We start from the raw sequence: 26241 nt of genomic DNA on the forward strand, positions 1-26241 counted from the left end.
TACGCGTATTGGTCGGCTATTGTCAGCGTTAGTGAAACTTCCTTAAACCTTCGCCATAGGCCAGCCGACAAGGCTCGCTGCGAGGTCAGCCATGCCGTCTCAAGCTGAATCAGCCGTTGCCCAGCACCACGTCGCCGCTGTAAATCGGTTAGCAACAGGTTTTGCCTTACGCCGCTTCGTGCCTGAAATTGAGGCCGAATACCGTGATTTCTCTTATCGCAGCTACCGGCAAACCCGGCGCGTGGCTATCTGCTTACTGCTTGCCAGTTTTTTGGCCTTCTTCGCCTTTGATCTGCTGTTGCTCTACAGCGTTGGCACCAACCCGATAACCCTGCCGGTCATGCTGGTGCGTCTGTGTGCGTTGCTGATTATTGTGTTTGCTGCCTATCGGGTATTGAAGTCTCCAGATGTTGCCACTGGCTATCGCTGGATACCTATCGGCCTTGGCTGTCTTAGCTTGGGTATGCTGCTGGTGACGCTGATATATCACCAGGGCCTAGAGCAGATGCAGCTGCCCTATGGCCTAGAGGGCATGATGCTGATCCAAATGGTGATCTTCGTACCCATCGGCTACAGCTACCGCAACAGCCTCTACCTGGGCATCGCTACGCTGTTATGTACCGGCCTGGCATTACAGTTGACCACTTCGGTCGAGCCACGCGTCCAGTACTTGGTTTCGCTGACCTACCTGGTGGTGGCAACCATTGCAGCCGCAACGGCCGGTTACTGCCAAGAGCACTCAATGCGCGTGCTGTTTCTAACCAAACGCGATCTGCGAACCATGGCCGATACCGACGGCCTGACCCAGCTCTACAACCGCCGTAGTTTTGATCTGTTGCTACAGCGTGCATTACAGGAGGCCCAGCGTGAGCAAACGCGCATCGCGTTGATCATGCTCGACCTCGACCACTTCAAGGCTTACAACGATTACTACGGTCATCCAGCCGGCGATCTTGCCTTGCAGCGCACTGCTGGCGTGCTGGCCAGCCATCCGCGCCGCGACCTAGACTTTGCCGCGCGTCTGGGTGGTGAGGAATTCGCCCTGGTGCTGCGCCACCCTGACAGCGCCTACCTGGCCAGTACCTGTGAAAGCATCCGCCGGAAAATCTGCGAAGAACTGGCGATTGAGCACCTGAAGAACCCCGCGCAGGTCATGACCGCCAGTCTGGGTGCGAGCTTCAGCAACGCCAGTGATACAACCGCCAGTCTGTATCAGCGAGCGGATCTGGCGCTGTATCGGGCCAAGGCTAGTGGCCGTAATCGTGTGGAAATCGATTAAACGGTGATGTGTTTGTGCCTAGCGTTCGAGCGGCAAGAGGTTTTACAGCGCTACACGCTGGCTATGTGGAAGAGGCTTTAGCCGCGAGCATTTGCTGTTTTTGGCTTTTTTCGGGCTTTCGACTGTGAGGTTATGAGCGTGGTGACTTTGGGTTTCGCCCCTTTTGGTAATCGCCAGACTTACTAGTGATGCGGCTATTCGGGCGTGAAGCTGCCGTATAGGAACTCATGAACTATGTAACGTTTGGTTAAGGGGCGGGCTTTAGCCGGTCCCGAGTGAGCGAAGCGAGCGGCTTGAACCACTAGTTAGGTGCCACTCAATATCAAGGCTATAGAGAGGGGCTTTCACTGGAAATATTTTCCCAGAGAGTGGCTCTTACAAGTTTTAGTATCGCAATTGCGGTCTCATGGCTGCTGTGTTCAATAGAAGTTTTCATTGCCTCCGGAACTTTAGAGCAAACATACCCTAGCGGGCCTGTATAGTTTCTTGTGGCATTAAACTCTTCATGGATTTGTTTTTTATTTTCAAGTGTGATTTTTATGTTGGAGATTATGCTGCTGAATGCAATGGCGTCAGTTGTAAATATTCTTTTCTTTATGTTGAATTTTGTTTTCATGCTGGTTGTGGTTACTAAAATTACTGCGTCATAGTTTTCTGGGTTGAAATTATTTGTTGTGCCAACTAACTCTACTGATTGAAGAGATGCTTTCAGTGTCTCATGTATAAGCTTTGTGTAAGGTTCGCTTACATCATAAGGGAAGTCATATAATGCACATGCTGTTGAGGTTGAGTGGTAAATGCCCCGCATGTTTTCAGATTCTACAATAAGAGCATACCTGCCAAGTATTTTGCTTTTTATTGGATCTATAGTTTCGGGTGAAATAGGTTCGATATTGGTAACAGGTGTTTGAGCACAGCCTGATAAAAGCAGTACTGCGGCGAGAGAAGCTATTTTAAATTTAGAGCGGAAGGAATGCATAGAAAATAAACCTAACGTTTGGTTAAGGGGCGGGCTTTAGCCCGTCCCAGCGAGCGAAGCGAGCGATTTGAACCAATTGTTATACGATTGTGATTTTGAGTTTTCCTGAAACATTAAACTGAACATCGCTTCCAAATTCTGAATCCCACATTACATCTCCCGTGCCTGACCAGATAAAGTTGAGTTCTTGTCCCGATGCAATGCCAAAAGTAATTTTATTATTATTATTTGTTTTGGCGTGGCCAAACACGCTCAGTATTCCTACTTCTGGGTGAGGATTGTTTTCCGATGACCACTCGCTCACAAGCCCATCTAGATCTTCCAGCGACTTCGCTTTTAGAATCAAATCCTGATGACTTAGTGATGGTGCCCAGTTAGACTCTTCGAATTCAATTTCTTTTGTGGTTATCTCTAGGTAACAATGGAGTTCATTTTTCAGGAACTTCCCATGCATATTTGCCTCGTAGATTTCAAATTCTCTATCTTTGAGAAGAAACACGATAGCCTCCGAGGTATAACGTTGCTGTAACGCGCGCCGAACCGGGAGCAGAGTGTAGCGCATAAAATGGCGAAGCCATGCGCGAAATTCTGCGAAAGTTTGACGTCGCGCTGACGGCCTTGTTATGCGATTTCTAATAGAATTTCTCCCAATCGATTGGGAGAGACGAATATTTTACCCAAGTAAAGTTATTGTTGAGTGGCACACCATTTACATAGGAACATAATATTTTTAGTGCATCATCCTTATTTGTCAGGCACGCCCTTGGAATAGGCGCAGGATTCCCTCCGCATTCTCCTATAGCCAAATCTTCACAATCGACTGCTTTTCCAAAATATGGCGTCATTTCGCCCACCAGTATAAAGAACAATCCCTTTTCTGGTTGCTGCATGACCACCCAGGGAGTAAAAGGATCAACTCTATAAGTGCGTTCTTTTGACTTGTAAATTATTGTGCTTTTTATCCATATTTTGTAGGAGGGAAGATTTTTAAAAAGAATAGTTTCTCCATTCCCTCCTTGATTCCAATAGGAGTAATCTTCCTTATACAGTCGCTCTTTAAGCCAATGCTTATTTGGGTTCTCGGTAAACTTAAATTCAGAGCTTAAAAATATATACATTTGTCAGCTTATCCGAGCGCATAACGTTTGGTTAAGGGGCGGGCTTTAGCCCGTCCCAGTGAGCACAGCGAACGGTTTGAACCAGTTGTTATGTATGGTTTGCGAGTACATCAGGAAGATTTTTCTTGATTTGCTCTACAAATGGCTCCATGCGCATATATGCTCGCTTGGATAAATCCAGTTGATAGTCAAGGCTCTTTCTTATTTCAGCATGAATGTGAATTGAATTTCGGGCTTCATAGAATTCAATGATTTCATCCTTGAGCCACTCGTCAATTAGGCCTAGTTTTTCAGCGCATTCTGCTTTTCGGTCAAATCTGACTTTCGTGACATCGGTTTTTCCGATGCCTTCATATGTAGGTATTATTTCTTTCCCATCGTGTTCAAGAGCGCCTTTTAGTATTGCTTGTTTTGCTGCTGGAATAGAAATGACTTTCTTCATCTTGAATTCAGTGAGTGACTGAACGTCAGGATTTGAAGATAAATTTTCAAACAATATATGATGGATTACTGCTTCATAAATTGAGGCGTACGATAGAACTTGGAGACGAATCTGTGCCCGTAATAGCCATGAGTCAGCTGATAGGCCTTCGAGGAGCTTATAAACATACCTGGCAGAAATAAACTCATCTGCAAGCCGATCCCGCAATGTTGTATCTGTAATAAAGTCGAATCGCTCTTTGTGCCAGTTCCAATCTGCAAGATGGGCGTCAAGATAATTGTTTATTGCTAATTTAGTTTCGTCCGAAAATGCCATGGAGCTTCCTTGTAATACATAACGTTTGGTTAAGGGCCGGGCTTTAGCCCGTCCCAGTGAGCGCAGCGAACGATTTGAACCAGTTGTTGACCTATGCGCTATTAGTTGCCCGATTGTATAAGTTGGCTAAATTTAATTTTATGAAATTTGAAATATTTATTATAGTCAGCTTCGCTAAGGTTTTTTACTTCACTGAATATGCCAATACTACGTATTGCCAAAATTGCTGAGTTATCGAATTGATATTCACCGCTAGTCTGGGCTATCTCAATTGATGAAATTTTACCGTCAGCGCTCATTTGAACGTCAAGGATAAGGTGCGCTTCAGGCTTTATGTCTTTGGGTATTGTAAATTTGTTAAATATTTTGGTTGTATAGAGTGTAAACAAGTCTTCTGGGTTGTTAGTATTTAAAGTATGCGTTTGCTGATAGGTGAAGTCCTCGGATAAAAGCTCTCTAAGGGCACGTTGCTTCTTCGACTCTGCCGGTTCAGCTGGAAATGAGTTCTGAGGCGAAATCTCCTGTACTTGAACAGGCGTACTAACTGCTAGTTCATTCTGATTGGTATTTATAACTGTTTCTGTGGAATTGCAGCCTGACAGCAATGAGTAAGAAATAATTAGAGCGATTACGCATAGTTTCATGACACACAAGTTCCAAGGTTGAGTCTAACGTTTGGTTAAGGGGCGGGCTTTAGCCCGTCCCAGTGAGCGAAGCGAACGGTTTGAACCAGTTGTTATGCGCTTTGTGGTAGTGATCTTTGTTTTTTAAGATAAAAAAGTGCCCCGCCAAATATTGCAGCGGCTATTGTGTAGCCGCCAAGTATGACTATGGCAGTAGATTTGAAAGCGGTTATGAAGTCGACTTTTCTGCATGCATTATAAAATACAAAGCGCCAAAGCTACCGCCAGATATAGCGCACAACGCAAGGGCTGATACATAGCCAAGTAAGATAAATAACTGCCCTTTTAGGTTATTACTTTTGGATAAAAAAATTGCGGCAAAAAATAGCCAGGAGATACACGCGGCACTTGTGAACATTCCCAGGCTCATTGCCCAGTGATGGAGTTCTCTAGTGCCTACTGGGGAGGTGTAAATAGCAAGAAACGTGTTAAATGCAGCAATGCCGCCAGTAATGACAAGATTAGCTGAACGCATATTTTCCCTTTAGTGCATAACGTTTGGTTAAGGGGCCGGCTTTAGCCGGTCCCGAGTGAGCGAAGCGAACGGCTTGAACCACTAGTTAGGAGCCATTACTCTCATTTTCTTTGAGAAAATTGGTGAGGCTAGATGTAAATGCAAATGCTATGGCAAGTGTGGCGACTAGTGCGAGGGCGAAGAAAGTGAGCGATCGTGAGTTGATAAAGTAAAGTAGTGAGCCTAAAGCTACTAGTAAAGGAATTCCGCCTCCCAAGTAACCGAGAAATATAAATATTTGGGCGTTTGTTGAACGATAATGTGCGTAGCTTTGCTTTCCGAGCAAGATATAGTATTCGTAGATTGTTCCAAGCAGTATCCAGAACGGAAGTGCTATTGCAGAGCAATATAGGGTTAGGTTTAGGGCTTTTGAAGGCTTCCATATTTGAGCCAGAAGCGCTATTAAAATCAGAGAAATTCCTGCGCCGCTGTAGGACAGAGTGCGATACATTTGCAGCTTTGATTCGCTTGGGTAGCGCAAGATTTTTGTACTTATTAGGTCTTTTTTTTGCATACGGCTTCTCCGGCCAAATTTGGCTCCTAACGTTTGGTTAAGGGGCGGGCTTTAGCCCGTCCCGAGTGAGCGAAGCGAACGGCTTTGAACCAATTGTTAGAAGCCAATTGCACGACTAACGACCGGCGGCCGAACCACCATTTTTTGAAAATTGCTCTTTTAATCCAATTTTCAGCCATAACGTGCCGCCTGATTGGATTGTAAGCTTCTTCATTTTCTTACTCTTTCGCTTAAGCGTGGACGGCTTCTCATAGTAACCAAAACGCCGCTTATACCAGCGCCGATCCATTTCGCTTTTGACTTTTCTGCTTAATTTTCTAAGCGCTAAATCAATTGACTCGTCGTTCTCTATTTTTATTGTCACTGGCATTTTTGGCGTTTTATGGACTGACACCTGTCCTTCTTTGGCTTCTAACTATAATTAGACGACATTCCTGTCGCATAAAACCCCTAGAGGGTGTCTGATAACGTCCTTTGTCATGCAGTAATCACTTGATTTGCATAGAGTCGCGAATGCTGAACGCGACTAAACAAGGTGATAAAGCGACATGATGGCTACATCTATCAAGCCAGCCCACGCGTCGTGATGTTCAGACGCTACTGAACGGTTACACGGCTGTCTAGCTGGCATGTCGAAAACGTTTCGAGATCACAGCGGTCGATGCGCATCAAAGCAAGCATGCCTTAGCTTGCATATCCAAATCGCAGGGCTTTAGTCGATTGTTGATCACGGCATAACCTTCTGGATTTCTGTCGCTGTTCGGCAGCCTCACCCTTCCTGCGCTCTATAAGCCCCAGGCGTTAATCCCGTCCATTTCTTAAACGCCCGATGAAACGCCGATGGCTCGGAAAAGCCCAGCTGTTCGGCAATATCCTGAATCGCCAGCTCATCGCGCCCCAGGTGATAAATCGCCAGGTCGCGGCGCAGATGATCTTTGAGCTCCTGAAAGCTTGAGCCTTCCTCGCGTAAGTGCCGGCGCAATGTTTGTGGGCTCATGTGCAGTTGTTGGGCGACGGCATCCAGGTCCGGCCAATTGCTGCAGTCGCGGCCAAGCAGGCGGCGGATTTGGCTGATCAGGCTGTCGCCGCCATCCGGGCGGGCCAGCAGGTCGGCGGGGGAGTGCTGGAGGAATTGTTTGAGGGTGCGTTCATCCTGCAACAGCGGCATGGCCAGGTAGCGCGCGTGGAACAGTAGGCTGGTGCGCCCGGCGGTAAAGCGTCGGGTGCAGGGGAAGAGCAGTTCGTACTCGCTGGCATGCGCTGGTTGGCTGTAGGTAAAGGTGGCTTCTTCCAGGCGGATGCGTTGGCCGATCAGCCAACTGCCGAGGCGGTGCCAGATCACCAGCAGGCTTTCCACCAGAAAGTGGTCAGGGTCCCACAGAGTTGAGTCGTCCACGCTTAGCCGCGCCCAGTCGCCTTCACGCTGGATGCTGATGGCTGGGGCTTCGGGGAACAGGCTGTAGAACAGAGCGCCACGGCCCAGGGCTTTTTCCAGGGAATGGCAGTGGATGATCGCGTAGCACATCATGGCGAAGGTGCCGCGTTTGCTGCGCATCCGGCCGAAACCCAGGTATTCGTCGTCGAGGCTTTCCCACAGCAGTTGCACCAGGCGGGCGAATTGCTCGGGCGCGACCCGTGCGCGCGGTTCGTCGAGCAGCGCTGGTTGGATGCTCAGCTGGCGCAGCAGCGGTGTGCAGTCGTGGCCCTGGCGTTCGGCGCCGCGTAAGGCCGCGCGGACAAAGTGGCTGGCGATGGTGCGTTCGCGCATGACGGCTCCTTGAAAGTTCGCCGATGGTAGGCAGCACATTGCGCCGCCGACAAGCCGGTCGAGCGATTGGGTCAATCCAGGCTGAGCGCATGGGTCATTGAGGCGGCGGGGGCGTGGGGCCTAACCTGCTGCACGACTTCAGCTCAGGGAGCACACCCGCATGCAGCGCCTTATTTTCGATACCGAACACACTATGTTCCGCGACGCTTTTGCCGCCTTTCTGAAAAAGGAAGTGGTGCCTTATCAGGATGAATGGGAAGCGGCGGGCGTAGTCAGCCGCGAGGTGTGGAAGAAGGCTGGTGATATGGGCTTTCTGCTGCCCTGGGCGGATGAGGAATACGGCGGTGCCGGGCTCAAGGACTTCCGCTATGAGCAGATCATGTGCGAGGAACTGGCCAAGATTAACGAGCCAGGCTTCATGATCCCGCTGCATTCGGCATTGTGCGGCCCCTACATCGCCGAGTACGGCAATGCCGAGCAGAAAGCGCGCTTTATGCCGGGCATCATCAGTGGCGAACTGATCCTCGCAGTGGCGATGACCGAGCCGAGCGCCGGTTCCGACCTGGCCGGTATGCGCACCAACGCGGTGGACAAGGGTGACCACTACCTGCTTAACGGCTCCAAGGTGTTTATCTCCAACGGCTTATTGGCCGATGTGGTGATCGTGGCGGCCAAGACTGATCCGAACAACAAGCACGCCATGGGCCTGTTCCTGGTCGAGCGCGGCATGGAGGGTTTCGAGCGCGGCAAGAACCTGGAAAAACTCGGCATGAAGAGCCAGGACACCGCCGAGCTGTTCTTCAACAACGTCAAGGTGCCCAAGGCCAACCTGCTGGGTGACGCCAAGGGCGGCTTCTTCTACCTGATGAACATGCTTGCCCAGGAGCGTCTGACCAATGCCTGCGGCGCGGTGGCAGGTGCTGAAGCTGCGCTGCAGACCACCATTGAGTACGTGAAGGAGCGCAAAGCCTTCGACCGGCCGATTTCGCACTTCCAGAACACCCGTTTCAAGCTGGCCGAAATGCGCACGCAGATCGACGTGGCGCAGGTGTTTGTCGACCGCTGTGTAACCGACCACAACGAGAAGAAACTCACCCCGGAAGTAGCCGCCGAGGCCAAGCTGTTCACCACTGAACTGCTGTGCAAGGTGGTCGACGAAGGTGTGCAACTGCACGGCGGCTGGGGTTATATGTGGGAATACCCAATCTGCAAGATGTACGCGAACGCGCGCATCCAGCGCATCTTCGCCGGCACCTCGGAGATCATGAAAGAGATCATCAGTCGTGGCATGAAGCTCTGATCTACAGCATTCGCGACTGAACAGGAGGTGCTTATGTCCACCACTGCCACGACCATCGACGCCTGGGCGCAACCCGCCAGCGGCCGCACTCGCGAGCTGATGCCTGAGGTCGCGAGATCGTTCGAGAAATCCGGCTCCGGCCATTTGCTTGATCAGCGCCTCACGCCTGAGCAGACGGTGGCCGAGATGGACAAGGCCGGCGTCGACAAACTGATGCTCGCCGCCTGGTGTCGGCCGGAGCACTGGGTGTGTACGAATGATGAGGTGGCTGAGTTTACTCGCGCCTTTCCCGAGCGCTTTGTCGGCGTGGCCACGGTTGATTTGAGCAAGCCCGTGGCTGCGGTGCGCGAGCTGGAGCGGGCAGTCAATGAGCTGGGCTGCAAGGCGCTGCGCATCGTGCCCTGGTTGTGGAAGCTGCCGCCCAACCATCGTCTGTACTACCCGCTGTACGTGAAATGCATCGAGCTGGATATTCCGTTCTGCACCCAGGTCGGCCACACCGGCCCGCTGATGCCCTCGGAAACCGGGCGGCCGGTGCCCTATCTGGATGAGGTGGCGCTGGACTTCCCCGAGCTGCGCATCGTTGCCGGGCATATCGGCCATCCCTGGACCGATGAGATGATCGGCGTGGCCTGGAAGCACGATAACGTCTATATCGATACATCGGCCTACCTGCCGCGCTACTACCCGGCGCAGTTGCTGCAATTTATGCAGAGCTATGGAGCGGACAAGGTGTTGTTTGGCAGTAACTTCCCGCAGCTGTCGCTCAGTCGCTGTATGGCCCAGGTCAAGGAGCTTGGCTTGAGCGCGGAGGTTGAGGCCAAGTTTTTGTACGGCAATGCGCGGCGGGTATTCAAGCTCTAAGCGCGGTGACACCTACAACAATAAGAACGAGGGATTGCGATGATCGATCAACTGCCCCTGGAGCGTCTGGCGCTCTGGGTTGAAAAACGCCCCGATGCGGTCTGGCTGAGCCAGCCGGTAAACGGCCAGTGGCATGACTTTACCTGGGCGCAGGTAGATGATCAGGCGCGGCGTATGGCCACGGCCTTGCACGCGCTGGGCTGCGCGCCAGGTGATCGGGTCGCGCTGTTGGCGAAGAATTGCGCCGAGTGGATCATCGCCGACCTGGCGATCATGCTCGCCGGGTTGATCAGCGTGCCGCTGTATCCGTTGCAGTCGGCGGAAAGCATCGACTATGTGCTGCGTCATTCGCAGTGCAAGGCGATCTTCCTCGGCAAGCTGGATGAGCCGGCCAAGCTGGCGCCGGGTATTCCGGCAGAGGTCATGCGAATCGCCATGCCGTACCCGACCATCGAAGCCGGTCACGGCTGGCATGCCTTGCTGGCAGCGCATCAGCCGTTACGCGATGGTCATTCTCAGTTGCCGGATGAGTTGCTCAGCATTCTCTATACATCCGGCACCACCGGTCAGCCCAAGGGCGTGATGCTCTCGGCCAAGGCCTTTGCCATTGCTGGTGGGCGCTCGGTTAAAGAGCTGCAGATTACCGAGCAAGATCAGTATTTCTCCTATCTGCCGCTGTCGCATGCCGCCGAACGTTTTCTAGTGGAAATGACGGCACTGTACAGCGGTGGGCGAATCGCCTTTGTCGAGTCGCTGGAAACCTTTGCCAGTGATCTGCGCCATGTGCGGCCGACTGTGTTCTTCTCTGTGCCACGCCTGTGGACGCGCTTTCAGCAGGGCGTGCTGGAAAAGCTGCCGCAGCCCAAGCTGGCGCGGTTGCTGGGTATTCCGCTGATCGGCGGCTTGGTGGCGCGCAAGATTCGTAGAGGCCTGGGCCTGGATCGTGCGCGCATTCTGGTCAGCGGCGCGGCGGCGATTCCACGTGCGTTGCTCGATTGGTATCAGAGCATCGGTATCACCATCTGCGAGGGCTACGGCATGACCGAGCACCTGGCCTATGGCTGTTTCAACCGGCCGGGGCAGGTGCGTTTTGGCACCGTGGGCCGGCCAATGCCGGGCAATGAGCTGCGCATCGCCGAGAATGGCGAAATCCTCCTGCGTTGCCCGAGCCTGATGCTGGGCTACTACCAGGACCCGGAGAAAACCGCCGAAACCATCAGCGATGGTTGGCTGCATACCGGCGACAAGGGCGAGGTCGACGCGGCTGGTTACCTGAAAATCACCGGGCGGGTTAAGGACATCTTTAAAACCAGCAAGGGCAAGTACATCGCCCCGGCGCCGATTGAAGGTGAGATTGCCAAGAACCTTTGGGTCGAGCAGGTGTGCCTGATGGGCAGTAACCTCGATCAGCCCCTGGCGTTGATCGAACTGTCGCCGGCTGCCCGTGAGCAGGCTCGCGAGCAGGTGGCGGCCGACCTTGCGCAAACCCTGCAGCAGCTTAATAACCAGCTGCAGCCCCATGAACGCCTTAGCCACTTTGTACTGGTGCGTGAAGCCTGGACCGTGGACAACGGCTGCATGACCCCGACCATGAAAATCCGCCGCAACGTACTGGAAGCTCGCTTTGCCGATCAGCTCAGTGAGCTGGATGCCAAGCAGCCGCTGCATTGGCAGTAGCTGCACTGCGTAGGATGGGCGCGGGCCGCAGAGGTTGAGCGCAGCGATACCCATCGGTGTTAACGATTACCCCCAAGGAGCTGTTATGTCAGGCCCGCTGTCGTCACTGAAAGTGCTGGATTTCTCCACCCTGTTGCCAGGGCCGTTCGCCTCTTTGCTGCTGGCTGATATGGGCGCTGAGGTACTGCGCGTGGAATCGCCCAGCCGTATGGATCTGGTGCGTGTGCTGCCGCCGCATGATGGCGGCGTATCGGCCAGCCATGCCTACCTCAATCGCAATAAGCGCTGCATCGCCCTGGACCTGAAAAAGCCCGAAGCGGTGGAGATGGTCAAGCAGTTGGTGGCCGAGTACGACATCGTGCTTGAACAGTTCCGCCCGGGGGTGATGGACAAGCTCGGCGTGGGTTATGAGGCGCTGAAGGCGATCAATCCGAAGCTGATCTACGTGTCGATCACCGGCTATGGCCAGAGCGGACCGTACAAGGACCGCGCCGGCCACGACATCAATTACCTGGCCCTGGCCGGTATTGCCAGTTATACCGGGCGGCGCGACAGCGGACCGTTGCCACTGGGCATTCAGGCGGCGGATATCGCCGGTGGTTCATTGCATGGGGTGATCGGCCTGCTCGCGGCGGTGATCCAGCGTCAGGCCACGGGGCAGGGCCAGCAGGTGGACATCAGCATGACCGACTGCGCGTTTAGCCTGCATGGCATGGCCGGTGCAGGGTATCTGGCTGCCGGGGTGGAGCCGGCGATGGAAAACCAGGCGCTGAATGGCGGCAGTTTCTACGACTACTACCGCACCCGCGACGGCCGCTGGTTCTCGGTTGGCAGCCTGGAACCGCAATTTATGCAGCAGTTCTGCGCCGCCATCGGCCGTCCGGAGCTGGCCGCGCGCGGGCTGTCGCAGAAGCCGGAGGATCAGCAAGCGCTCAAGCGCGATATCGAAATCGAGTTCGAAAAGCGCGATTTTGCCGAGTGGAGCCAGGTGTTCGCCGGGCTGGACGCCTGCGTGGAACCGATGCTCAACCTCAGCGAGGCAGTCGAACATCCGCAGATCAGGGCCCGCGGCCTGGTTACCGAAGTGCCACGTGCGGGCAGTGGCCCACAGGCGCAGATTGCCTGCCCGATTAAATTCTCCAGCGGTTTGCCTGAGCCTCGGCATATCGGCGCAACCCTGGGTGCACATACCAGCGAGGTGCTGGCGGAACTGGGTTACAGCGACGAGCAGATTGCCCAGCTCAAGGCGGCCAAGGTGGTGGCCTGATTCAGGCCACCGGGCATCAATATTGAGGCTGGCGTTGTCTCTCAATCTCATGCATTAATCGGCGCAAGCACGGCTTATCGCGCGCATCTGTTCTACGCTTCGAGAATCATTCGCTGTTCTGCGCGGATGGTTGTCATGGACAGTGCCGCTGTTTGCCGTGATATCTCCGAATAATGGATGTTGAGGGGAATGCCTGTGTCTACCAGCCACTATCACTTGCGAGCTTTTGCGCTGAGCGCATTGCTACTGTTCTCGGGCCTCAGCCTGGCGCTCGAGAAGCCCATCGGTCCTGCTGTGCTGCGTATCTCCGGGCTGGTGACACAGCCGAATATGCAGCAGCAGGCTGTTTTCGATATGCCGATGCTGCAAGCCTTGCCGCAGCACAGTTTCACCACGCATACGCCCTGGTATGCCGAGAAGGTGAAGTTCACGGGGCCCTTGCTGCGTGATGTGCTGGCCGCCGCCGGTGCCAAAGGCGAGGGCATTACCGCGATTGCCCTGAATGATTACCGCACCGAAATCCCTTTCAACGACGCCGTCAAATACGACCTGATTGTGGCCATCCTGATGAATGACCAGCCCATGCCGGTGCGTGAAAAGGGCCCGTTGTTTCTGGTTTACCCGTTCGATAGCAAAGCCGAGCTGCAGGCCGCGACTTTCTACAATCGCTCGGCCTGGCAACTGCGCGCCCTGCAGATCAAATAACCATGCGCCAGTTCCGCCTGCTGTGGCTGTTGATCATCAGCCTGGTGCTGCTGTACTTGGCAATCGGGGCAATTCTTGCTCATCAGTACCGCAACCTCAGTGAGGTTATGCGCAGTGGTGACGACAACGCGTTGTGGGCCTTTGCCCAGCTGAGTACCGAGTACCAGCGCTTTGACCACGCGCTGCACACTTACATCCTTGATCCGGTGAGGTCGCGACGTAATCAGGCGTCCGACGAGCTGGGCAGCATTGGCATCGATGAGCTGCTGCTGCGTTACGACATCTTCGTCAGTCGTGTTAGCACCATCAAAACCGAGTCGGCGCGGCGCCTGATGGGCGATGAGGCGATTTACCAGCAAACCCTGCAGGACCTGGAACGCTTTATCGAGACGGCCGACGCTGCCCTGGAAAACTTCGCCCGACATGCCACGCCGCTGGATGCCGCCTCGCTGAGGGAACAGTTGCAGCTACTGCAGGATGATGTGCAGGAGCTGGGCTACACCTCGGCCCAGCTGGCGGCGCGAACTGTTGATGGGCGCAACGCTGAGCTGCGCTCTCAGGTTGTGGTCACCACTGGGCTGACCCTGTTTCAAGGTTTTCTCACCCTGATGTTCGGCCTCGCCATGCTGCGACAGTCGCGCCAGCGCGTTCGGGCCCAGCGTGAGCTGCTGGCGGCGCAAGGCAAGTTGGTGGAAGCCCTGCAGGAAAATGAAGAAGTATTGGAAGGTCGCGTACAGCAGCGCACCCAGGAGCTGGCCGAAGCCAACCAGACGTTGCGTGAGCATGAAGAGGAACTGCAGATCGCCCGCGCCAAGGCCGAGAGCGCGTCGCAGCTGAAGTCGGACTTCCTGGCCAATATGAGCCATGAGATTCGCACGCCGATGAATGCGGTAATTGGCATGAGCCACCTGGTGCTCAGTAGCGACTTGACCGCCAAGCAGCGCGACTATGTAGAGAAGATCCAGCGCTCAGGCCAGCATCTGCTGGGGTTGATCAACGACATCCTCGACCTGAGCAAGATCGAAGCCGGCAAGCTGGATGTCGAGTCGGTGCCGTTCGAGCTGCAGGCCGTTTTGGAGAACATGGCCAGCCTGATCGGTGAAAAATGCGCCGCCAAGGATCTGGAGCTGATTTTCGACATTGATCCACAGCTGCCCGAGAGTTTTATCGGTGATCCCCTGCGCCTGGGCCAGGTGTTGATCAACTACGCCAACAATGCGGTCAAGTTTACCGAGCACGGCGGTGTAGTGATTCGCGCACGCCTGTTGGCGCAGGATGCCAAGGGCGTCCGGGTTCGCTTTGAGGTCGAGGACTCCGGTATCGGCCTCTCGCCCGAGCAGCAGGCGCGGCTGTTTCAGTCATTCCAGCAAGCCGACAGCTCGACCACGCGCAAGTACGGGGGCACCGGGCTGGGCCTGGCCATTTCTCGCAAGCTGGCCGAGCTGATGCATGGCGAGGTCGGTGTCGACAGCGTGTTGGGGCAGGGCAGCACCTTCTGGTTTACCGCCCGCCTGGGCGTGGTCGCTGCGCCAAAAACAGTGCTGTCGCTACAACCCTCGCCGGATTTGCGTAACCGCCGGGTGTTGGTGGTGGACGATAACCCACAGGCGCTGCATATCCATGCCAGCTTGCTGCGCTCCATGAGTTTTCAGGTGACGGAAGCTGACTGCGGCGAGCTGGCGCTGGAACTTGCAGCCAAGGCCTGCACTACCGGAGCACCCTTTGAAGCTGCATTTGTCGATTGGAAAATGCCCGGTATCAACGGCCTGGAAACCTGTCGCCAGCTGGCCTTGCTCGAGCCGGCACCGCAGCCGGTGATTGTCACAGCTTATGGGCGCGAAGAAGTGTTCCACGAAGCCGAGCAGGCCGGGATAGCCTTGCTACTGGTCAAACCGGTAAGCCCGTCGCTGCTGTTCGATGCGGCGATTCGCGCCCTGGGCGGCAACACCGTCAGCGACACCAGTCTGCGCCCGGCCAGTAATGTCAGTGTGCAGGACCTCAGCCCGCTGCAGGGCGCACAGGTGTTGTTGGTGGATGATAACGAGCTGAACCAGCAGGTCGGCCGCGACCTGCTTGAAGCAGCTGGGGTCTGCGTGGCTGTGGCCGAGAATGGCCAGGTAGCCCTGGATATGCTGGCCAGCAACGATTACCAACTGGTGCTGATGGATATGCAGATGCCGGTAATGGATGGCCTGACTGCTACCCGGCAGATTCGCGCCAATCCGCACTGGGCTGATTTACCCGTGTTGGCCATGACTGCCAACGCCATGAGCAGTGACCGTGAGCAGTGCCTGGCGGCAGGCATGAATGCACACCTGGCCAAACCCATCGACCCGGATGAGCTGTTCGCGCTGCTGCTGAAATGGCTGCCGGCGGCTAGCAGAGGCGCAGCGGCGCCAACAGCGCTGACACCGGCCCAGGCCGAAGCAGGCTTTCCCGAAATTGCCGGTGTCGATGTGCAGGGCGGCTTGCGCCGTGTGCTGAACAAACGCGCGGCCTATGAGTCGATGCTGCGCAAATTTGTTCAGGGGCAGGCGGATGCCGCCCAGCAGACGCGGCGTCTGCTTGCCGAGGGGCGGCACGAGGATGCCTTGCGTGCCCTGCATACCCTCAAGGGTACTGCCGCGACCATCGGTGCCAATGGCTTGGCCGAACAGGCCGGCGTGCTGGAAGACCACCTCAGGCAGGGGCCGCCAGATAGCCAGTTCGATGCCCAGCTCAGTACGCTAGGGGAAAACTGCGCTGAGTTGATCGCGCGCTTACAGGCGGTATTGCCCGCGCAAGCCGTCACGCAGGCCGCAGCAGGTACTATCGACTGGCCACGTGTACGTCAGCTGGTGGCTCGCCTGGAATACCTGCTCAGTGATGACGATGCCGATGCCATCGAGTTGTTCCAGCAGGAAGCAGCCTTGTTCAAGGTTGTACTGGGCGCCGGATTTTCGGCTCTTGAGCGAGCCATCAACAGTTATATTCTCGACGACGCCCTGGCGGTTCTGCGGGCGGCGATACAGAACAATCCGGCACTGGGTAAGGATGCGACGTAATGGACAGGCTACTGGCCGGCAGGGAAAAACCGACAATTCTGGTGGTGGACGACACTCCCGATAATCTCTCGCTGATGAGCGGCCTGTTACGCGAGGACTATAAGGTCAAGCTGGCACCCAGCGGCGAACGCGCGCTACAGATTGTCAGCGGCGAGGCCAAGCCCGACCTGATTCTGCTCGACATCATGATGCCCGGGCTGGACGGCTACGAAGTGCTGCGCCGCCTGCAACAGGACGCTGGTACTGCGGCTATTCCGGTGATTTTTCTCACCGCGATGACCGCTGTCGAAGATGAGAAGATCGGCCTGGACCTGGGCGCTGTCGATTACATCAGCAAACCGATCAATCCGGCGATTGTTCTGGCCCGTGTGCACGCGCAGCTGCAACTCAAGTTCGCCCGTGATTTTCTGCAGAACCAGAATGCCTTCCTTGAGCGCGAAGTGGAAAAGCGCACCCGTGAAGTGATGGCGATTCAGGATGTAACCATTCGGGCGATTACCTCCCTGGCGGAAACCCGTGACAACGAAACGGGCAATCACATTCGTCGTACCCAGTTCTATGTAAAGGCCCTGGCCGAGCATCTACAGGCCCATCCGCGGTTTGCCGGTGAACTAACCGCAGCGACGATCCAGTCGATATTCAAATCAGCGCCGCTGCATGACATTGGCAAGGTCGGCATTCCCGACAGCATTCTGCTCAAACCGGGCAAGCTTGATTTCGACGAGTTTGAAATCATGAAAACCCACACCACTCTGGGCCGCGATGCCATCGTGCATGCGGAGCAGGAGCTGGGCGAGTCCATCGCTTTTTTGCGTCACGCCAAGGAAATTGCGCTAAGTCACCAGGAAAAATGGGACGGCAGCGGATACCCGTACGGTCTGGTGGGGGAGGCGATTCCCCTGTCGGCGCGCTTGATGGCCCTGGCCGATGTGTATGACGCACTGATCTCGCGGCGGGTATATAAGCCGCCCTTTAGCCATGAGCAGGCTCTGGAGATCATCCGCGAGGGACGTGGCAGTCATTTTGACCCGGATATCGTTGATGGCTTTGTGCAGATCAGCGACGCCTTTGCCCAGATCGCCCAGCAATACAGTGACGAGCCTTAAGAGCTCGAGCATAAGCGGAGGTGTTGGCAGCATGTCAGAACAAGCCCCAACCTTGTTAGTTGTCGATAGCGATCCCGTGTTGACCCGTGCTCTGGTTGAGGCGTTGCGGCGTCATGGCTTGGCCAAGGTCCTGCAGGCCAATGATGTGGCGAGTGCCTTGCAGCAGTTGCGGCAGATCCCGGTGTCGCTGGTGCTCAGTGAACAGAACCTGGCGGGCTCCACTGGGCTGGCGTTGTTTGAAGGCATGCGCAGCGATGAAGCGCTGGCGGAGATTCCTTTTGTGCTGATGTCCAGCGCCATGCAGCGTCAGGATGTGCAGCGGGCGATTCAGCTGGGCATCCGCGATCTGCTGGTCAAACCATTCACCACCCAGCGCCTGCTGGAGCGTATTCAACGTTCCCTGCAGCGTGATGATCTGCTGGCTCAAACCGGCCTGCCGCAAGGCGAGGAGCGCGCAAGCATTCTGGTGGTCGACGACACACCGGAGAATCTGCAGCTGCTGGCCGGGCTGTTTCGCGATCAATTCAAGGTGAAACTGGCGCACAACGGCGAGAAAGCCATCGCTATCTGCCATTCCGATAATCCGCCGGACCTGATCCTGCTGGACGTGATGATGCCCGACATGGACGGCTTCGAAGTGGCGCGTAGGCTGCGTCAGCATCACGCTTCGGAACATATTCCGATCATCTTCGTCACCGCCCTGAGTGATGAACGTTCTCGTGAGCAGGGGTTGTCGCTGGGTGCGGTGGACTATGTGTTCAAACCGATTGATCCGACCCTGCTGCGTATCCGTGTGCGTAACCTGATGCGTTATGTCGAGCATCGTCGACAATTGCAGACGGACCTGGATCAGTTGCTGGAACTGGCCGCCCTGCGCGCGGACATGCTGCATTTGATCAGCCATGATCTGCAGCAGCCGCTTAATCAATGCACCGATGCGTTGCAGAGCCTGGCACAGGATGCAGCGCTCAATCCGGTACAGAAGCAGCAGGTGCAATTGGCCACGCAAAGCGGCCAGCAGATGAAGGAGCTGCTGGAGCTGGCGGGCGAGCAGTTGTCCCTTGAGGCCGGGCAGCGTGAATTGCGTCCTGAAAGCATCCGGCTTAATCCGCTGCTGCGTGAACTGATTGGCGAGCTGCGCCAGCGCTATGGCGATCGCGGTGTTGATATCCAGCTGGAAACCGCGCTGGGCAGCAGCGTGGCGGTGATGGCCGATCCGGGGCTCTGCCATGCCTTGCTCTACCGCGTGCTTAAACACGCCCATGCGGCATGCCCCGTGGGCAGCCAGTTGAGCCTGGTGATGATTGATGAGAGCCCGGCGCAGGTGAAACTGCTGCTACCTGCGCGCCCGTCCAGCAACAAACCGCTCGCCGCCGCCCGCGCCTTGGCCCGCGCTCAGGGTGGCGATGTGCAACAGGAAGATGACGGCGAGAGTTGCGTGATTCGCGTCAGCCTGCCGCGCGCCTGAGTGTATGCCGAGGTCGTGATTGACCCCGTACTTTGTGTGGGGCGTTAACGTGACGCTCGTCAAATAGGTTTTTTTCCGGCATAAGCCTGGGCATTCGCGCCAGTGGGCAGCTTGAGAACGGAAAACATGTATTACGGGGAACGCTTCAACGCCTGGACCCATCTGGTCGGGGCGCTTCTGGCCTGCGCGGGCGCGGTGTGGCTCTTGGTGTTGGCGAGCCTGGACGGTGAGCTGCGTACGATCATCAGTGTGGCGATTTATGGCCTGACCCTGGTGCTGCTCTACAGCATCTCCACGCTTTATCACAGCGTGCAGGGGCGGGCGAAAGTGCTGATGCGCAAGCTCGATCACCTGTCGATCTACCTGCTAATCGCCGGCAGTTATACGCCGTTTTGCCTGATCACCCTCGAAGGTGCCTGGGGGTGGACGTTGTTCGGCATTGTCTGGACGCTGGCAATCATCGGCATGCTGCAGGAGATCAAGCCACGCTCCGAGGCGCGCGTGTTGTCGATTGTGATCTACGCCGTGATGGGCTGGATTGTGTTGATTGCGGTCAAACCGTTGATCGCTGCCCTGGGCATGGAAGGGTTTATCTGGCTGGCCGGTGGCGGGGTGCTGTACACCGTGGGGATCATCTTCTTCGCCTATGACAGCCGCTTCCGCCATTGGCATGGCATCTGGCACTTGTTTGTCATGGGCGGCAGCCTGATGCACTTTGTCGCGGTGTTGCGTTACGTCCTCTAATGCCAACATCGGCTTATTCGACGCGCTGTTCGCCTGTATAGCTCAAGGTCACCTTGCAACGCCGGCAGAAGTAGCGCCGGCCTTTGCTGACCAGGGCATGACGCTGGGCTGAAAACGGAAACTCGCCCTGAGGGCAGCTGCATCGGTATATATAGCGGCTAACCGTGCGCCGCTGAACCGCATAGCTGTGGCAGCGATTGGGCGGCAGCTCATACACGCCGCGCATGATCAGTTGCCATTCCTCACCATGAGGTTGAATCTTCAGGCCGAACAGCTGATGCGCGATCAGATGCGCCACTTCATGCGGCACGGTCTGTTTGAGAAAGTCTTCGCGGTTTTCCCGGTAAAGCTGCGGGTTGAAGCGCAATTTGTTTTCCGTCAGGTGCGCTACGCCAGCCTTTTGTCCACGCAACTTGAAACTCACCTCGGCACGGGCAAAGGGGCGTTTGAAAAAGGCTTCAGCCTGCTGGTAGCACTGTTCTACGCGGCTTAGAAGGTGTTCGGACATAAGTGCGGTGATCAGGATCGGGGCGGCGATTATGCCCAAGCAGCGCAGCGATCACAGCCCTGAAACGACGAAACCACCCGCAGGTGGTTTCATCTTGTGTCATCAAGTGTTGCGTTAGCTGGTGTAGACCGGGCCGACCCCAAAGCCCCAGAGAATCACCGAACTGGCGATCATCGCCACCAGCACCACCAAACCTACAGCGAGCACCGAGCTGGAGAACATGAAGCCTTCGTCCTCGGGTATGCCCATGAAAGTCGGTATGCCGACGTAGAGTAGATAAACCGTGTAACAAATAGCCGCCGTGCCCACTACCATGGCTAGCCAAAGGTGTGGATAGAGCGCCGCTAAGCCACCGATAAACAGCGGTGTAGCGGTATAAGCCGCAAATACCACGCATTGCGTGAGGTTCGGGCTGGCATCGTAGGTGCGTGCCATCCAGTGGATAAACGCGCCCATCACTGCGATCCCGGCAAGCATTGCCAGGTAGGTCATGACGGTCATTTGTAACGCACTGGCCTCGGTCAGCATCACCGGCGCTCGATCGCCGATTGCCCAGCCGACCTGGGTGGTGCCGATATAGGCCGAAACAGCGGGAATAGCCGCGAGAATCAGTACGTGGGTGAGATACATGTGGCTGATGGTTTCTTCTTCGCCACGGATCTCCTGCCATTCCTGGTCAGGATGGGTGAATAGCCCCCAAACGTGATGGATCATGCCAGACCTCCTATTTTTATAGCGGTCGCCCCCCAGCGCAGCGCCTGATTCGCGTGTACAGCGTCATCAGGTACAAGGCCGAACCTATGCGACCGTATGTCGCAGTATAGGCAGAGCTCGCGATTGGCAAAGGCTGGGCATTAGAGCAAATCGGACTCTCAAGCGCGCCCGTAATAGCGTTCGAGGATTTCCATGGCCTTGTTGATCGACTGCAGGCGCGCCGTGTTACCGCCGCGATCCGGGTGATGCAGGCTCACCAGTTGCCGGTAACGGTGCTTGATAGTGGCGAGGTTGAGCGTCTGCTCGCGGCCTTCGAGCTCGAACAGCTCCAGCGCCGCCTGTTTCTCTTCGCTGCCATGCATGCGCGTCCAGAAGCTCAGCAGCAATTTGGCTACATCCTGCTCGTCGGTGTCGTTGAGCTGACTGAGATCGAGGTAATAGTCACGCAACGGGTCGTGTTCGCTCAGTTCCGCGCTTCCGGGCTGATAGGGCAGCAACTGGATATTCAGCGCACTGATCTGCAGATAACCGCTTTGCGTCGCCCACAGCTGCTCGCGCAGCCGGTAAAGGGCGTTGAACAGCAGAAAATGGGTGCGGAATAGCACCAGCTTGTCGGTCAGCGGCAGGTTGGGGATGTGCACACACTGGCGGGCTTTCAGCAGCTGGATCAACTGGTATTCGCCAAGGCCTTCAGGGGCCGCGCGCAGCAGCTGGTGCAGTTGTTCGGGCAGGTCGAGGCCCGGGTCGAAATCGTCGTTCATCGGCGCAGCCTAGCATTTCACTTTGATTGGGGTAGGGCGCGTCACGCTTTCTGCGTAAAATGCCGCATCCTCAACGACTTCCGGACTCCAGCGCACCATGGGCACCCTCTCGGTCAATCAGAACAAACTGCAAAAACGCCTGCGTCGCCAGGCCGGCGAAGCCGTTGCCGACTTCAACATGATCGAGGATGGCGACAAGGTCATGGTCTGCCTGTCCGGTGGCAAGGACAGCTACACCATGCTCGACGTGCTGCTGCACCTGCAGAAGGTCGCGCCGATCAAGTTCGAAATCGTAGCGGTGAATATGGACCAGAAGCAGCCCGGCTTCCCCGAGCACGTGCTGCCAGCCTATCTGGAGTCCATCGGTGTGCCGTACCACATCGTTGAGAAGGACACCTACTCGGTGGTCAAGGAGAAGATCCCGGAAGGCAAGACCACCTGCTCGCTGTGCTCGCGCCTGCGTCGCGGCACGTTGTATACCTTTGCCGATGAGATCGGCGCGACCAAGATGGCCTTGGGGCATCACCGCGACGACATCCTGGAAACCTTCTTCCTCAATATGTTCTATGGCGGCACGCTCAAGGCCATGCCGCCCAAGCTGCGCGCCGACGACGGGCGTAACGTGGTGATTCGCCCGCTGGCCTACTGCAACGAGGCAGATATCGAGGCTTACAGCCAGCTCAAGGAATTCCCGATCATCCCGTGCAACCTGTGTGGTTCCCAGGAGAATCTGCAGCGTCAGGTGGTCAAGGAGATGTTGCAGGACTGGGAGCGCAAGTCGCCGGGGCGTACCGAGATCATGTTCCGCGCCCTGCAGAATGTGGTGCCTTCGCAGCTGGCTGACCGCAACCTGTTCGACTTCAAGAGCCTGAAGATCGACGACAGCGCCACCCCGCGCTTCCTTGATGTGATGAACCTCTGATCCAGCAGTTTCCCGCCTCAAGGAATCCCCGATGCGTGATTACAAATGGCTGCATGAGTACTGCCTGAACCGTTTCGGCTCGGTCGCTGCGCTGGAGTCGATCCTGCCGCAGCCGCGCACTGCTGATGAGCTGCGCGCGATCAGTGATGATCGCTACCTCTCAGTGCTCAGCCTGAGGGTGTTCCGCGCGGGCCTCAAGCACAGCCTGGTCGATGCCAAGTGGCCTGCATTCGAGCAGGTGTTCTTTGGTTTTGATCCGGAGAAAGTGGTGCTGATGGGCGCCGAGCGTCTGGAAAACCTGATGCAGGATGCGCGCATCATCCGTCATCTGGGCAAGCTCAAGAGTGTGCCGCGCAATGCCCAGTTCATCCTTGATGTGCAAAAGGAAAAGGGCAGTTTTGGTGCGCTGATTGCTGATTGGCCCGTGAGCGATATCGTTGGTCTATGGAAGTATTTGGCTAAACATGGCTGTCAGTTAGGCGGGCTGTCCGCACCGCGGTTCTTGCGCATGGTTGGCAAGGACACCTTCGTCCCTAGTGATGACATGGTTGCCGCGCTGAAGGCGCAGAATATTATCGATAAGGTGCCGACCAGCCTGAAAGAGCTGGCCGCCGTGCAGGCGGCGTTTAACCAATGGCAGGAGCAGAGCGGGCGGCCGCTGTGCCAGCTGTCGGTGATGCTGGCGCATACGGTCAACCACTGAGGGTTTGGCTATGCAGCGGGCGATAAAGCAAGTCGCAGAGCAGCTCAAGCAGGCTGAACGTATCCTGCTGATTACCGGTGCCGGGTTGTCCGCCGACTCCGGTTTGCCCACCTATCGCGGCCTCGGCGGCCTGTATAACGGTCACACGGCTGAAGGTTTGCCGATTGAGGCGGCGTTGTCCGGCTCGATGCTGCAGCGTGATCCGGCGCTGTGCTGGAAATACCTGGCGGAGCTGGGCAAGGCCTGCCTGGGCGCTCAGGCCAACGCAGGGCATTACGCGATTGCCGAGCTGCAGCGCAGAAAGCCGCAGTGCTGGCTGCTGACCCAGAATATCGACGGCTATCACCGCGCTGCAGGTAGTCCGATGGAGCGGGTGATCGAGATTCATGGCGAGCTGGCGCCGCTGTATTGCCAGTCCTGTGGCGCTGTCGATACCGAGCTGGCAGAACATCTCGATCGGCCGCTGCCGCCCAAATGCCGGCAATGCGCCGGGGTGCTGCGTCCGCCCGTGGTGCTGTTCGAAGAAATGCTGCCAGAACAGGCTATCGACACGCTTTATGCTGAAGTGCGCAAAGGCTTTGAGGTGGTGATCAGTATCGGCACCAGCGCGAGCTTCCCGTATATCGTCGAACCGCTGCTGCGTGCACGGCAGGCAGGCGGCTTTACGGTGGAGATCAACCCGCAGCGCACCGACCTGAGCGCTCGGGTGACCGTGCATCTGCAAGGGCGGGCGTTAGATGTTTTGCCGGAACTACTGAGTCACATTTAGAGCCATAGAATTTGCAAATGCATGCTATAGAGGGCATAGTCGCGCTCTTGTGAAATTCACCGACACGGTCGTGCCCATGCTCAAACGCCTCGCACCCCTCGTGCCTATCGCACTCTCCGTGGTTTTGGCCGCCTGCGCCAACCATGCCCCACAGCCGGAGCTGGCAACCCAGCCTGCAGTGTTCTCCTCGACAGAACTTGCCGAGTTTGACGAACAAGCCAAAGAAGCGGCTCTGGGCGACTTCACTGAAGACAAATCCTACAAACTGCCGCAACTGGCTGACAGCATCCTGACTCACGGCCTGTCGCTGGTGGGTACCCGCTATCGTTACGGTGGCAGCTCGGTGAAATCCGGCTTCGATTGCAGCGGCTTTATCGGTTATCTGTTCAAGGAAGAGCTGGGCATGAAACTGCCGCGCTCGTCCCGCGACATGATCAATATCGACGCCCCGCTGGTATCGCGTGATGAGCTGGAGCCGGGCGATCTGCTGTTCTTCAGCACCAATGGCCGTAATCGCGTCAGCCATGCCGGTATCTATATGGGCGATAACCAGTTTATCCACTCCAGCAGCAGCCGCAGCGGCGGCGTGCGGGTCGATAGCCTGGATGATCGCTACTGGTCGCGTACCTTTATCGAGGCCAAACGTGCCCTGGCGCTGGCTCCCAGTGACAGCGTGACACGCCATCCTTGAGCCTGCGGACGGCGGCTGCCGGTTGTGCAGCCGCTTTCCAGCTTTTCGTATTTGATGCATCTCGATAGTTTTCAATGCCTTACCAGGCAAAACTAATCTAAAGCTTGCTCTGTGGTGCGCAAGTCGGCAGAGTAGGGCGCATCTCGGCTCAGGATCGCCTTATCCATGACCGCTCTCGCCCGTTTCAGTCTGCTGGTTGTTGTCGCGCTGCTCAGCGCCTGCTCCAGTCGTGCTCCTGCACCAATCCCGCAACCCGTCGTGCAAGCGCCCCACAGCAGCTTTAACGGCAATGCTGAAGATGTGCTGTTTCGCGCCCTCGGCCTGGTCGGCACACCCTATCGCTACGGCGGCAATACCCCGGATGGCGGCTTTGATTGCAGCGGTCTGATTGGCTATGTCTACCGCGATGCGGCGGGCATTAAACTGCCACGTTCGACCCGCGAGCTGATCAGCATGCGCGCCCCAACCGTCGGCCGCGACCGCCTGCAAAGTGGTGATCTGGTGTTCTTCGCCACCAATGGCGGCAGTCAGGTTAGCCATGCTGGCATCTATGTCGGCGATGGCCGTTTTGTTCATGCACCTTCAAGCGGCGGCACCGTACGCCTGGACAGCCTGAGCAATACGTATTGGCAGCGCACCTACCTGAATGCCAAGCGCGTGTTCACCCCGGAACTGGCGCGCAACCCCTGACAGCTTTGGTTTGCAGAGGGAGTAGGCATGACCAACCGAACGCTCAATCTCGATTCCGCCCTGTATCAATATCTGCTGGATGTTTCCCTACGTGAAACACCGCTGCTCAAACGTCTGCGCGAGGAAACCGCACAGCTGAGTACGGCGCGTTGGCAGATTGCCCCTGAGCAGGGGCAGTTTATGGCCTTGCTGGTGCAGTTGACCGGCGCGCGGCGGATTGTCGAAGTGGGCACCTTTACCGGCTACAGCGCCATTTGCATGGCCCAGGCCATGCCCGAAGGTGGTCGACTGATCTGCTGCGACATCCCCGCTGAGTACAACGCCACTGCCGAGCGTTATTGGCGCGAAGCGGGATTGAGTGGGTGTATCGAACAGCGTTTGGCGCCGGCGCTACAGACCCTGGCGGAGCTAGAAGCTGAAGGTTTGGCTGGCAGTATCGACCTGCTGTTTATCGACGCCGACAAGGCCAATTACCCAGCCTATTTGGAACATGCCCTGCGCCTGGTGCGCCAGGGTGGACTGATCCTGTTCGATAATACCCTGTGGAGCGGACGTGTGCTTGAGCAGAACCCCGAAAGCGACGACACCCGAGCCATTCAGGCGCTTAACCTGGCGCTGCGGGATGATCCACGCCTCGACCTGTCCTTGTTGCCGTTGGGCGACGGTTTGAGCCTGTGCCGTAAACGCTGAACCCGT

At 56.3% G+C, this 26241-nt stretch carries 28 protein-coding genes; 16 read left to right on the plus strand and 12 right to left on the minus strand.

The genetic code is table 11. The features are described from left to right. Positions 1–91 precede the first annotated feature (91 nt). Entirely contained in the window at positions 92–1279 is a 1188-nt protein-coding gene (locus RHP75_RS09110) for a GGDEF domain-containing protein (protein ID WP_311091514.1), read from the plus strand. Positions 1280–1607: 328 nt separating this feature from the next. Here RHP75_RS09110 and RHP75_RS09115 read toward each other — a convergent pair whose 3' ends face one another. From RHP75_RS09115 to RHP75_RS09155, 9 genes are all read right to left on the minus strand, one after another. Further along, positions 1608–2258 (minus strand): hypothetical protein, encoded by a 651-nt coding sequence (locus tag RHP75_RS09115; RefSeq protein ID WP_311091515.1) that lies wholly within the window; start codon positions 2256–2258, stop codon positions 1608–1610. 79 nt (positions 2259–2337) lie between these two features. Next, complete coding sequence (locus RHP75_RS09120) at positions 2338–2757, minus strand: hypothetical protein (protein ID WP_311091516.1); 420 nt, start codon at positions 2755–2757, stop codon at positions 2338–2340. A 133-nt stretch (positions 2758–2890) separates the two neighbouring features. After that, positions 2891–3376: a hypothetical protein gene (locus RHP75_RS09125; protein ID WP_311091517.1), complete on the minus strand. Its 486-nt coding sequence runs from the start codon at positions 3374–3376 to the stop codon at positions 2891–2893. Positions 3377–3464: 88 nt separating this feature from the next. Further along, positions 3465–4133, minus strand: coding sequence for a hypothetical protein (locus RHP75_RS09130; protein ID WP_311091518.1), 669 nt, complete (start codon positions 4131–4133; stop codon positions 3465–3467). Between the two features lie 101 nt (positions 4134–4234). Then, on the minus strand, positions 4235–4777 hold the full coding sequence (locus tag RHP75_RS09135) for a TonB C-terminal domain-containing protein (RefSeq protein WP_311091519.1): 543 nt from the start codon (positions 4775–4777) through the stop codon (positions 4235–4237). A gap of 208 nt (positions 4778–4985) precedes the next feature. Further along, on the minus strand, positions 4986–5291 hold the full coding sequence (locus RHP75_RS09140) for a hypothetical protein (protein ID WP_311091521.1): 306 nt from the start codon (positions 5289–5291) through the stop codon (positions 4986–4988). Between the two features lie 85 nt (positions 5292–5376). Further along, entirely contained in the window at positions 5377–5844 is a 468-nt protein-coding gene (locus RHP75_RS09145; RefSeq protein ID WP_311091523.1) for a hypothetical protein, read from the minus strand. A gap of 115 nt (positions 5845–5959) precedes the next feature. Then, entirely contained in the window at positions 5960–6238 is a 279-nt protein-coding gene (gene rpsU / locus RHP75_RS09150; RefSeq protein ID WP_311091524.1) for a 30S ribosomal protein S21, read from the minus strand. Between the two features lie 375 nt (positions 6239–6613). Continuing rightward, entirely contained in the window at positions 6614–7612 is a 999-nt protein-coding gene (locus tag RHP75_RS09155; RefSeq protein WP_233684716.1) for an AraC family transcriptional regulator, read from the minus strand. A gap of 160 nt (positions 7613–7772) precedes the next feature. Here RHP75_RS09155 and RHP75_RS09160 point away from each other — a divergent pair, with 160 nt between their 5' ends. The 9 genes from RHP75_RS09160 to trhA all read left to right on the plus strand — a co-directional run bounded on the left by RHP75_RS09160 (position 7773) and on the right by trhA (position 19787). Beyond that, positions 7773–8912, plus strand: a complete 1140-nt coding sequence (locus RHP75_RS09160; protein ID WP_311091525.1) for an acyl-CoA dehydrogenase family protein — start codon at positions 7773–7775, stop codon at positions 8910–8912. A 33-nt stretch (positions 8913–8945) separates the two neighbouring features. Next, positions 8946–9776, plus strand: coding sequence for an amidohydrolase family protein (locus tag RHP75_RS09165; RefSeq protein ID WP_311091527.1), 831 nt, complete (start codon positions 8946–8948; stop codon positions 9774–9776). Between the two features lie 39 nt (positions 9777–9815). Continuing rightward, complete coding sequence (locus RHP75_RS09170; RefSeq protein WP_311091528.1) at positions 9816–11453, plus strand: AMP-binding protein; 1638 nt, start codon at positions 9816–9818, stop codon at positions 11451–11453. 85 nt (positions 11454–11538) lie between these two features. Continuing rightward, positions 11539–12720 carry a CaiB/BaiF CoA-transferase family protein gene (locus RHP75_RS09175; RefSeq protein WP_311091530.1) on the plus strand — a complete coding sequence of 394 codons (1182 nt, stop codon included), beginning with the start codon at positions 11539–11541 and terminating at the stop codon, positions 12718–12720. Between the two features lie 189 nt (positions 12721–12909). Continuing rightward, the gene (locus tag RHP75_RS09180; RefSeq protein ID WP_311091531.1) at positions 12910–13425 is read left to right on the plus strand and encodes a molybdopterin-dependent oxidoreductase; all 516 of its coding nucleotides are present in this window, start codon (positions 12910–12912) and stop codon (positions 13423–13425) included. 2 nt (positions 13426–13427) lie between these two features. Beyond that, positions 13428–16469 (plus strand): response regulator, encoded by a 3042-nt coding sequence (locus tag RHP75_RS09185; RefSeq protein WP_311091532.1) that lies wholly within the window; start codon positions 13428–13430, stop codon positions 16467–16469. Continuing rightward, positions 16469–17575, plus strand: coding sequence for a two-component system response regulator (locus RHP75_RS09190; RefSeq protein WP_311091533.1), 1107 nt, complete (start codon positions 16469–16471; stop codon positions 17573–17575). The genes RHP75_RS09185 and RHP75_RS09190 overlap by 1 nt, the downstream gene beginning before the upstream one ends. A gap of 31 nt (positions 17576–17606) precedes the next feature. Then, positions 17607–19043 carry a response regulator gene (locus RHP75_RS09195; RefSeq protein WP_311091534.1) on the plus strand — a complete coding sequence of 479 codons (1437 nt, stop codon included), beginning with the start codon at positions 17607–17609 and terminating at the stop codon, positions 19041–19043. Positions 19044–19169: 126 nt separating this feature from the next. Then, positions 19170–19787 (plus strand): PAQR family membrane homeostasis protein TrhA, encoded by a 618-nt coding sequence (gene trhA, locus RHP75_RS09200; RefSeq protein ID WP_311091535.1) that lies wholly within the window; start codon positions 19170–19172, stop codon positions 19785–19787. 13 nt (positions 19788–19800) lie between these two features. Here the strand turns inward: trhA and RHP75_RS09205 are convergent, their stop codons facing one another. The 3 genes from RHP75_RS09205 to RHP75_RS09215 form a co-directional block, all read right to left on the minus strand. Further along, positions 19801–20295, minus strand: a complete 495-nt coding sequence (locus RHP75_RS09205; RefSeq protein ID WP_311091536.1) for a SprT family zinc-dependent metalloprotease — start codon at positions 20293–20295, stop codon at positions 19801–19803. 114 nt (positions 20296–20409) lie between these two features. Further along, positions 20410–21009, minus strand: coding sequence for a Yip1 family protein (locus RHP75_RS09210; protein WP_090253063.1), 600 nt, complete (start codon positions 21007–21009; stop codon positions 20410–20412). A gap of 158 nt (positions 21010–21167) precedes the next feature. Beyond that, positions 21168–21770, minus strand: coding sequence for a DNA-J related domain-containing protein (locus tag RHP75_RS09215; protein ID WP_311091538.1), 603 nt, complete (start codon positions 21768–21770; stop codon positions 21168–21170). 97 nt (positions 21771–21867) lie between these two features. On the opposite strand from RHP75_RS09215, the gene ttcA reads away from it, so the two are divergent. From ttcA to RHP75_RS09245, 6 genes are all read left to right on the plus strand, one after another. After that, positions 21868–22692: a tRNA 2-thiocytidine(32) synthetase TtcA gene (ttcA, locus tag RHP75_RS09220; protein WP_090253070.1), complete on the plus strand. Its 825-nt coding sequence runs from the start codon at positions 21868–21870 to the stop codon at positions 22690–22692. Between the two features lie 31 nt (positions 22693–22723). After that, a complete protein-coding gene (locus RHP75_RS09225; RefSeq protein WP_311091539.1) occupies positions 22724–23395 on the plus strand; it encodes a DNA-3-methyladenine glycosylase I in 672 nt (223 codons plus the stop codon). 10 nt (positions 23396–23405) lie between these two features. Then, positions 23406–24164: an NAD-dependent deacylase gene (locus RHP75_RS09230; RefSeq protein WP_311091541.1), complete on the plus strand. Its 759-nt coding sequence runs from the start codon at positions 23406–23408 to the stop codon at positions 24162–24164. Between the two features lie 76 nt (positions 24165–24240). Next, positions 24241–24855, plus strand: coding sequence for a C40 family peptidase (locus RHP75_RS09235; protein ID WP_311091542.1), 615 nt, complete (start codon positions 24241–24243; stop codon positions 24853–24855). A 165-nt stretch (positions 24856–25020) separates the two neighbouring features. Continuing rightward, a complete protein-coding gene (locus RHP75_RS09240; RefSeq protein WP_311091544.1) occupies positions 25021–25545 on the plus strand; it encodes a C40 family peptidase in 525 nt (174 codons plus the stop codon). A 27-nt stretch (positions 25546–25572) separates the two neighbouring features. After that, positions 25573–26235 (plus strand): class I SAM-dependent methyltransferase, encoded by a 663-nt coding sequence (locus RHP75_RS09245; protein ID WP_311091545.1) that lies wholly within the window; start codon positions 25573–25575, stop codon positions 26233–26235. Positions 26236–26241: the final 6 nt, after the last annotated feature.

The sequence above is a fragment of the Pseudomonas sp. SG20056 genome, assembly GCF_031764535.1.
Lineage (GTDB): Bacteria > Pseudomonadota > Gammaproteobacteria > Pseudomonadales > Pseudomonadaceae > Aquipseudomonas.

What these genes read in the sequence shown, in the direction of transcription:
- RHP75_RS09145 (WP_311091523.1), bottom strand. Translation starts at nt 5,844, where the DNA reads ATGCAAAAAAAAGACCTAATAAGTACAAAAATCTTGCGCTACCCAAGC.
- RHP75_RS09175 (WP_311091530.1), top strand. Translation starts at nt 11,539, where the DNA reads ATGTCAGGCCCGCTGTCGTCACTGAAAGTGCTGGATTTCTCCACCCTG.
- RHP75_RS09225 (WP_311091539.1), top strand. Translation starts at nt 22,724, where the DNA reads ATGCGTGATTACAAATGGCTGCATGAGTACTGCCTGAACCGTTTCGGC.
- RHP75_RS09160 (WP_311091525.1), top strand. Translation starts at nt 7,773, where the DNA reads ATGCAGCGCCTTATTTTCGATACCGAACACACTATGTTCCGCGACGCT.
- RHP75_RS09130 (WP_311091518.1), bottom strand. Translation starts at nt 4,133, where the DNA reads ATGGCATTTTCGGACGAAACTAAATTAGCAATAAACAATTATCTTGAC.
- RHP75_RS09125 (WP_311091517.1), bottom strand. Translation starts at nt 3,376, where the DNA reads ATGTATATATTTTTAAGCTCTGAATTTAAGTTTACCGAGAACCCAAAT.
- RHP75_RS09110 (WP_311091514.1), top strand. Translation starts at nt 92, where the DNA reads ATGCCGTCTCAAGCTGAATCAGCCGTTGCCCAGCACCACGTCGCCGCT.
- RHP75_RS09165 (WP_311091527.1), top strand. Translation starts at nt 8,946, where the DNA reads ATGTCCACCACTGCCACGACCATCGACGCCTGGGCGCAACCCGCCAGC.
- RHP75_RS09195 (WP_311091534.1), top strand. Translation starts at nt 17,607, where the DNA reads ATGTCAGAACAAGCCCCAACCTTGTTAGTTGTCGATAGCGATCCCGTG.
- RHP75_RS09190 (WP_311091533.1), top strand. Translation starts at nt 16,469, where the DNA reads ATGGACAGGCTACTGGCCGGCAGGGAAAAACCGACAATTCTGGTGGTG.
- RHP75_RS09180 (WP_311091531.1), top strand. Translation starts at nt 12,910, where the DNA reads ATGCCTGTGTCTACCAGCCACTATCACTTGCGAGCTTTTGCGCTGAGC.
- RHP75_RS09135 (WP_311091519.1), bottom strand. Translation starts at nt 4,777, where the DNA reads ATGAAACTATGCGTAATCGCTCTAATTATTTCTTACTCATTGCTGTCA.
- RHP75_RS09205 (WP_311091536.1), bottom strand. Translation starts at nt 20,295, where the DNA reads ATGTCCGAACACCTTCTAAGCCGCGTAGAACAGTGCTACCAGCAGGCT.
- RHP75_RS09235 (WP_311091542.1), top strand. Translation starts at nt 24,241, where the DNA reads ATGCTCAAACGCCTCGCACCCCTCGTGCCTATCGCACTCTCCGTGGTT.
- RHP75_RS09155 (WP_233684716.1), bottom strand. Translation starts at nt 7,612, where the DNA reads ATGCGCGAACGCACCATCGCCAGCCACTTTGTCCGCGCGGCCTTACGC.
- RHP75_RS09215 (WP_311091538.1), bottom strand. Translation starts at nt 21,770, where the DNA reads ATGAACGACGATTTCGACCCGGGCCTCGACCTGCCCGAACAACTGCAC.
- trhA (WP_311091535.1), top strand. Translation starts at nt 19,170, where the DNA reads ATGTATTACGGGGAACGCTTCAACGCCTGGACCCATCTGGTCGGGGCG.
- RHP75_RS09115 (WP_311091515.1), bottom strand. Translation starts at nt 2,258, where the DNA reads ATGCATTCCTTCCGCTCTAAATTTAAAATAGCTTCTCTCGCCGCAGTA.
- RHP75_RS09185 (WP_311091532.1), top strand. Translation starts at nt 13,428, where the DNA reads ATGCGCCAGTTCCGCCTGCTGTGGCTGTTGATCATCAGCCTGGTGCTG.
- RHP75_RS09240 (WP_311091544.1), top strand. Translation starts at nt 25,021, where the DNA reads ATGACCGCTCTCGCCCGTTTCAGTCTGCTGGTTGTTGTCGCGCTGCTC.
- RHP75_RS09210 (WP_090253063.1), bottom strand. Translation starts at nt 21,009, where the DNA reads ATGATCCATCACGTTTGGGGGCTATTCACCCATCCTGACCAGGAATGG.
- RHP75_RS09170 (WP_311091528.1), top strand. Translation starts at nt 9,816, where the DNA reads ATGATCGATCAACTGCCCCTGGAGCGTCTGGCGCTCTGGGTTGAAAAA.
- RHP75_RS09245 (WP_311091545.1), top strand. Translation starts at nt 25,573, where the DNA reads ATGACCAACCGAACGCTCAATCTCGATTCCGCCCTGTATCAATATCTG.
- RHP75_RS09230 (WP_311091541.1), top strand. Translation starts at nt 23,406, where the DNA reads ATGCAGCGGGCGATAAAGCAAGTCGCAGAGCAGCTCAAGCAGGCTGAA.
- ttcA (WP_090253070.1), top strand. Translation starts at nt 21,868, where the DNA reads ATGGGCACCCTCTCGGTCAATCAGAACAAACTGCAAAAACGCCTGCGT.
- RHP75_RS09140 (WP_311091521.1), bottom strand. Translation starts at nt 5,291, where the DNA reads ATGCGTTCAGCTAATCTTGTCATTACTGGCGGCATTGCTGCATTTAAC.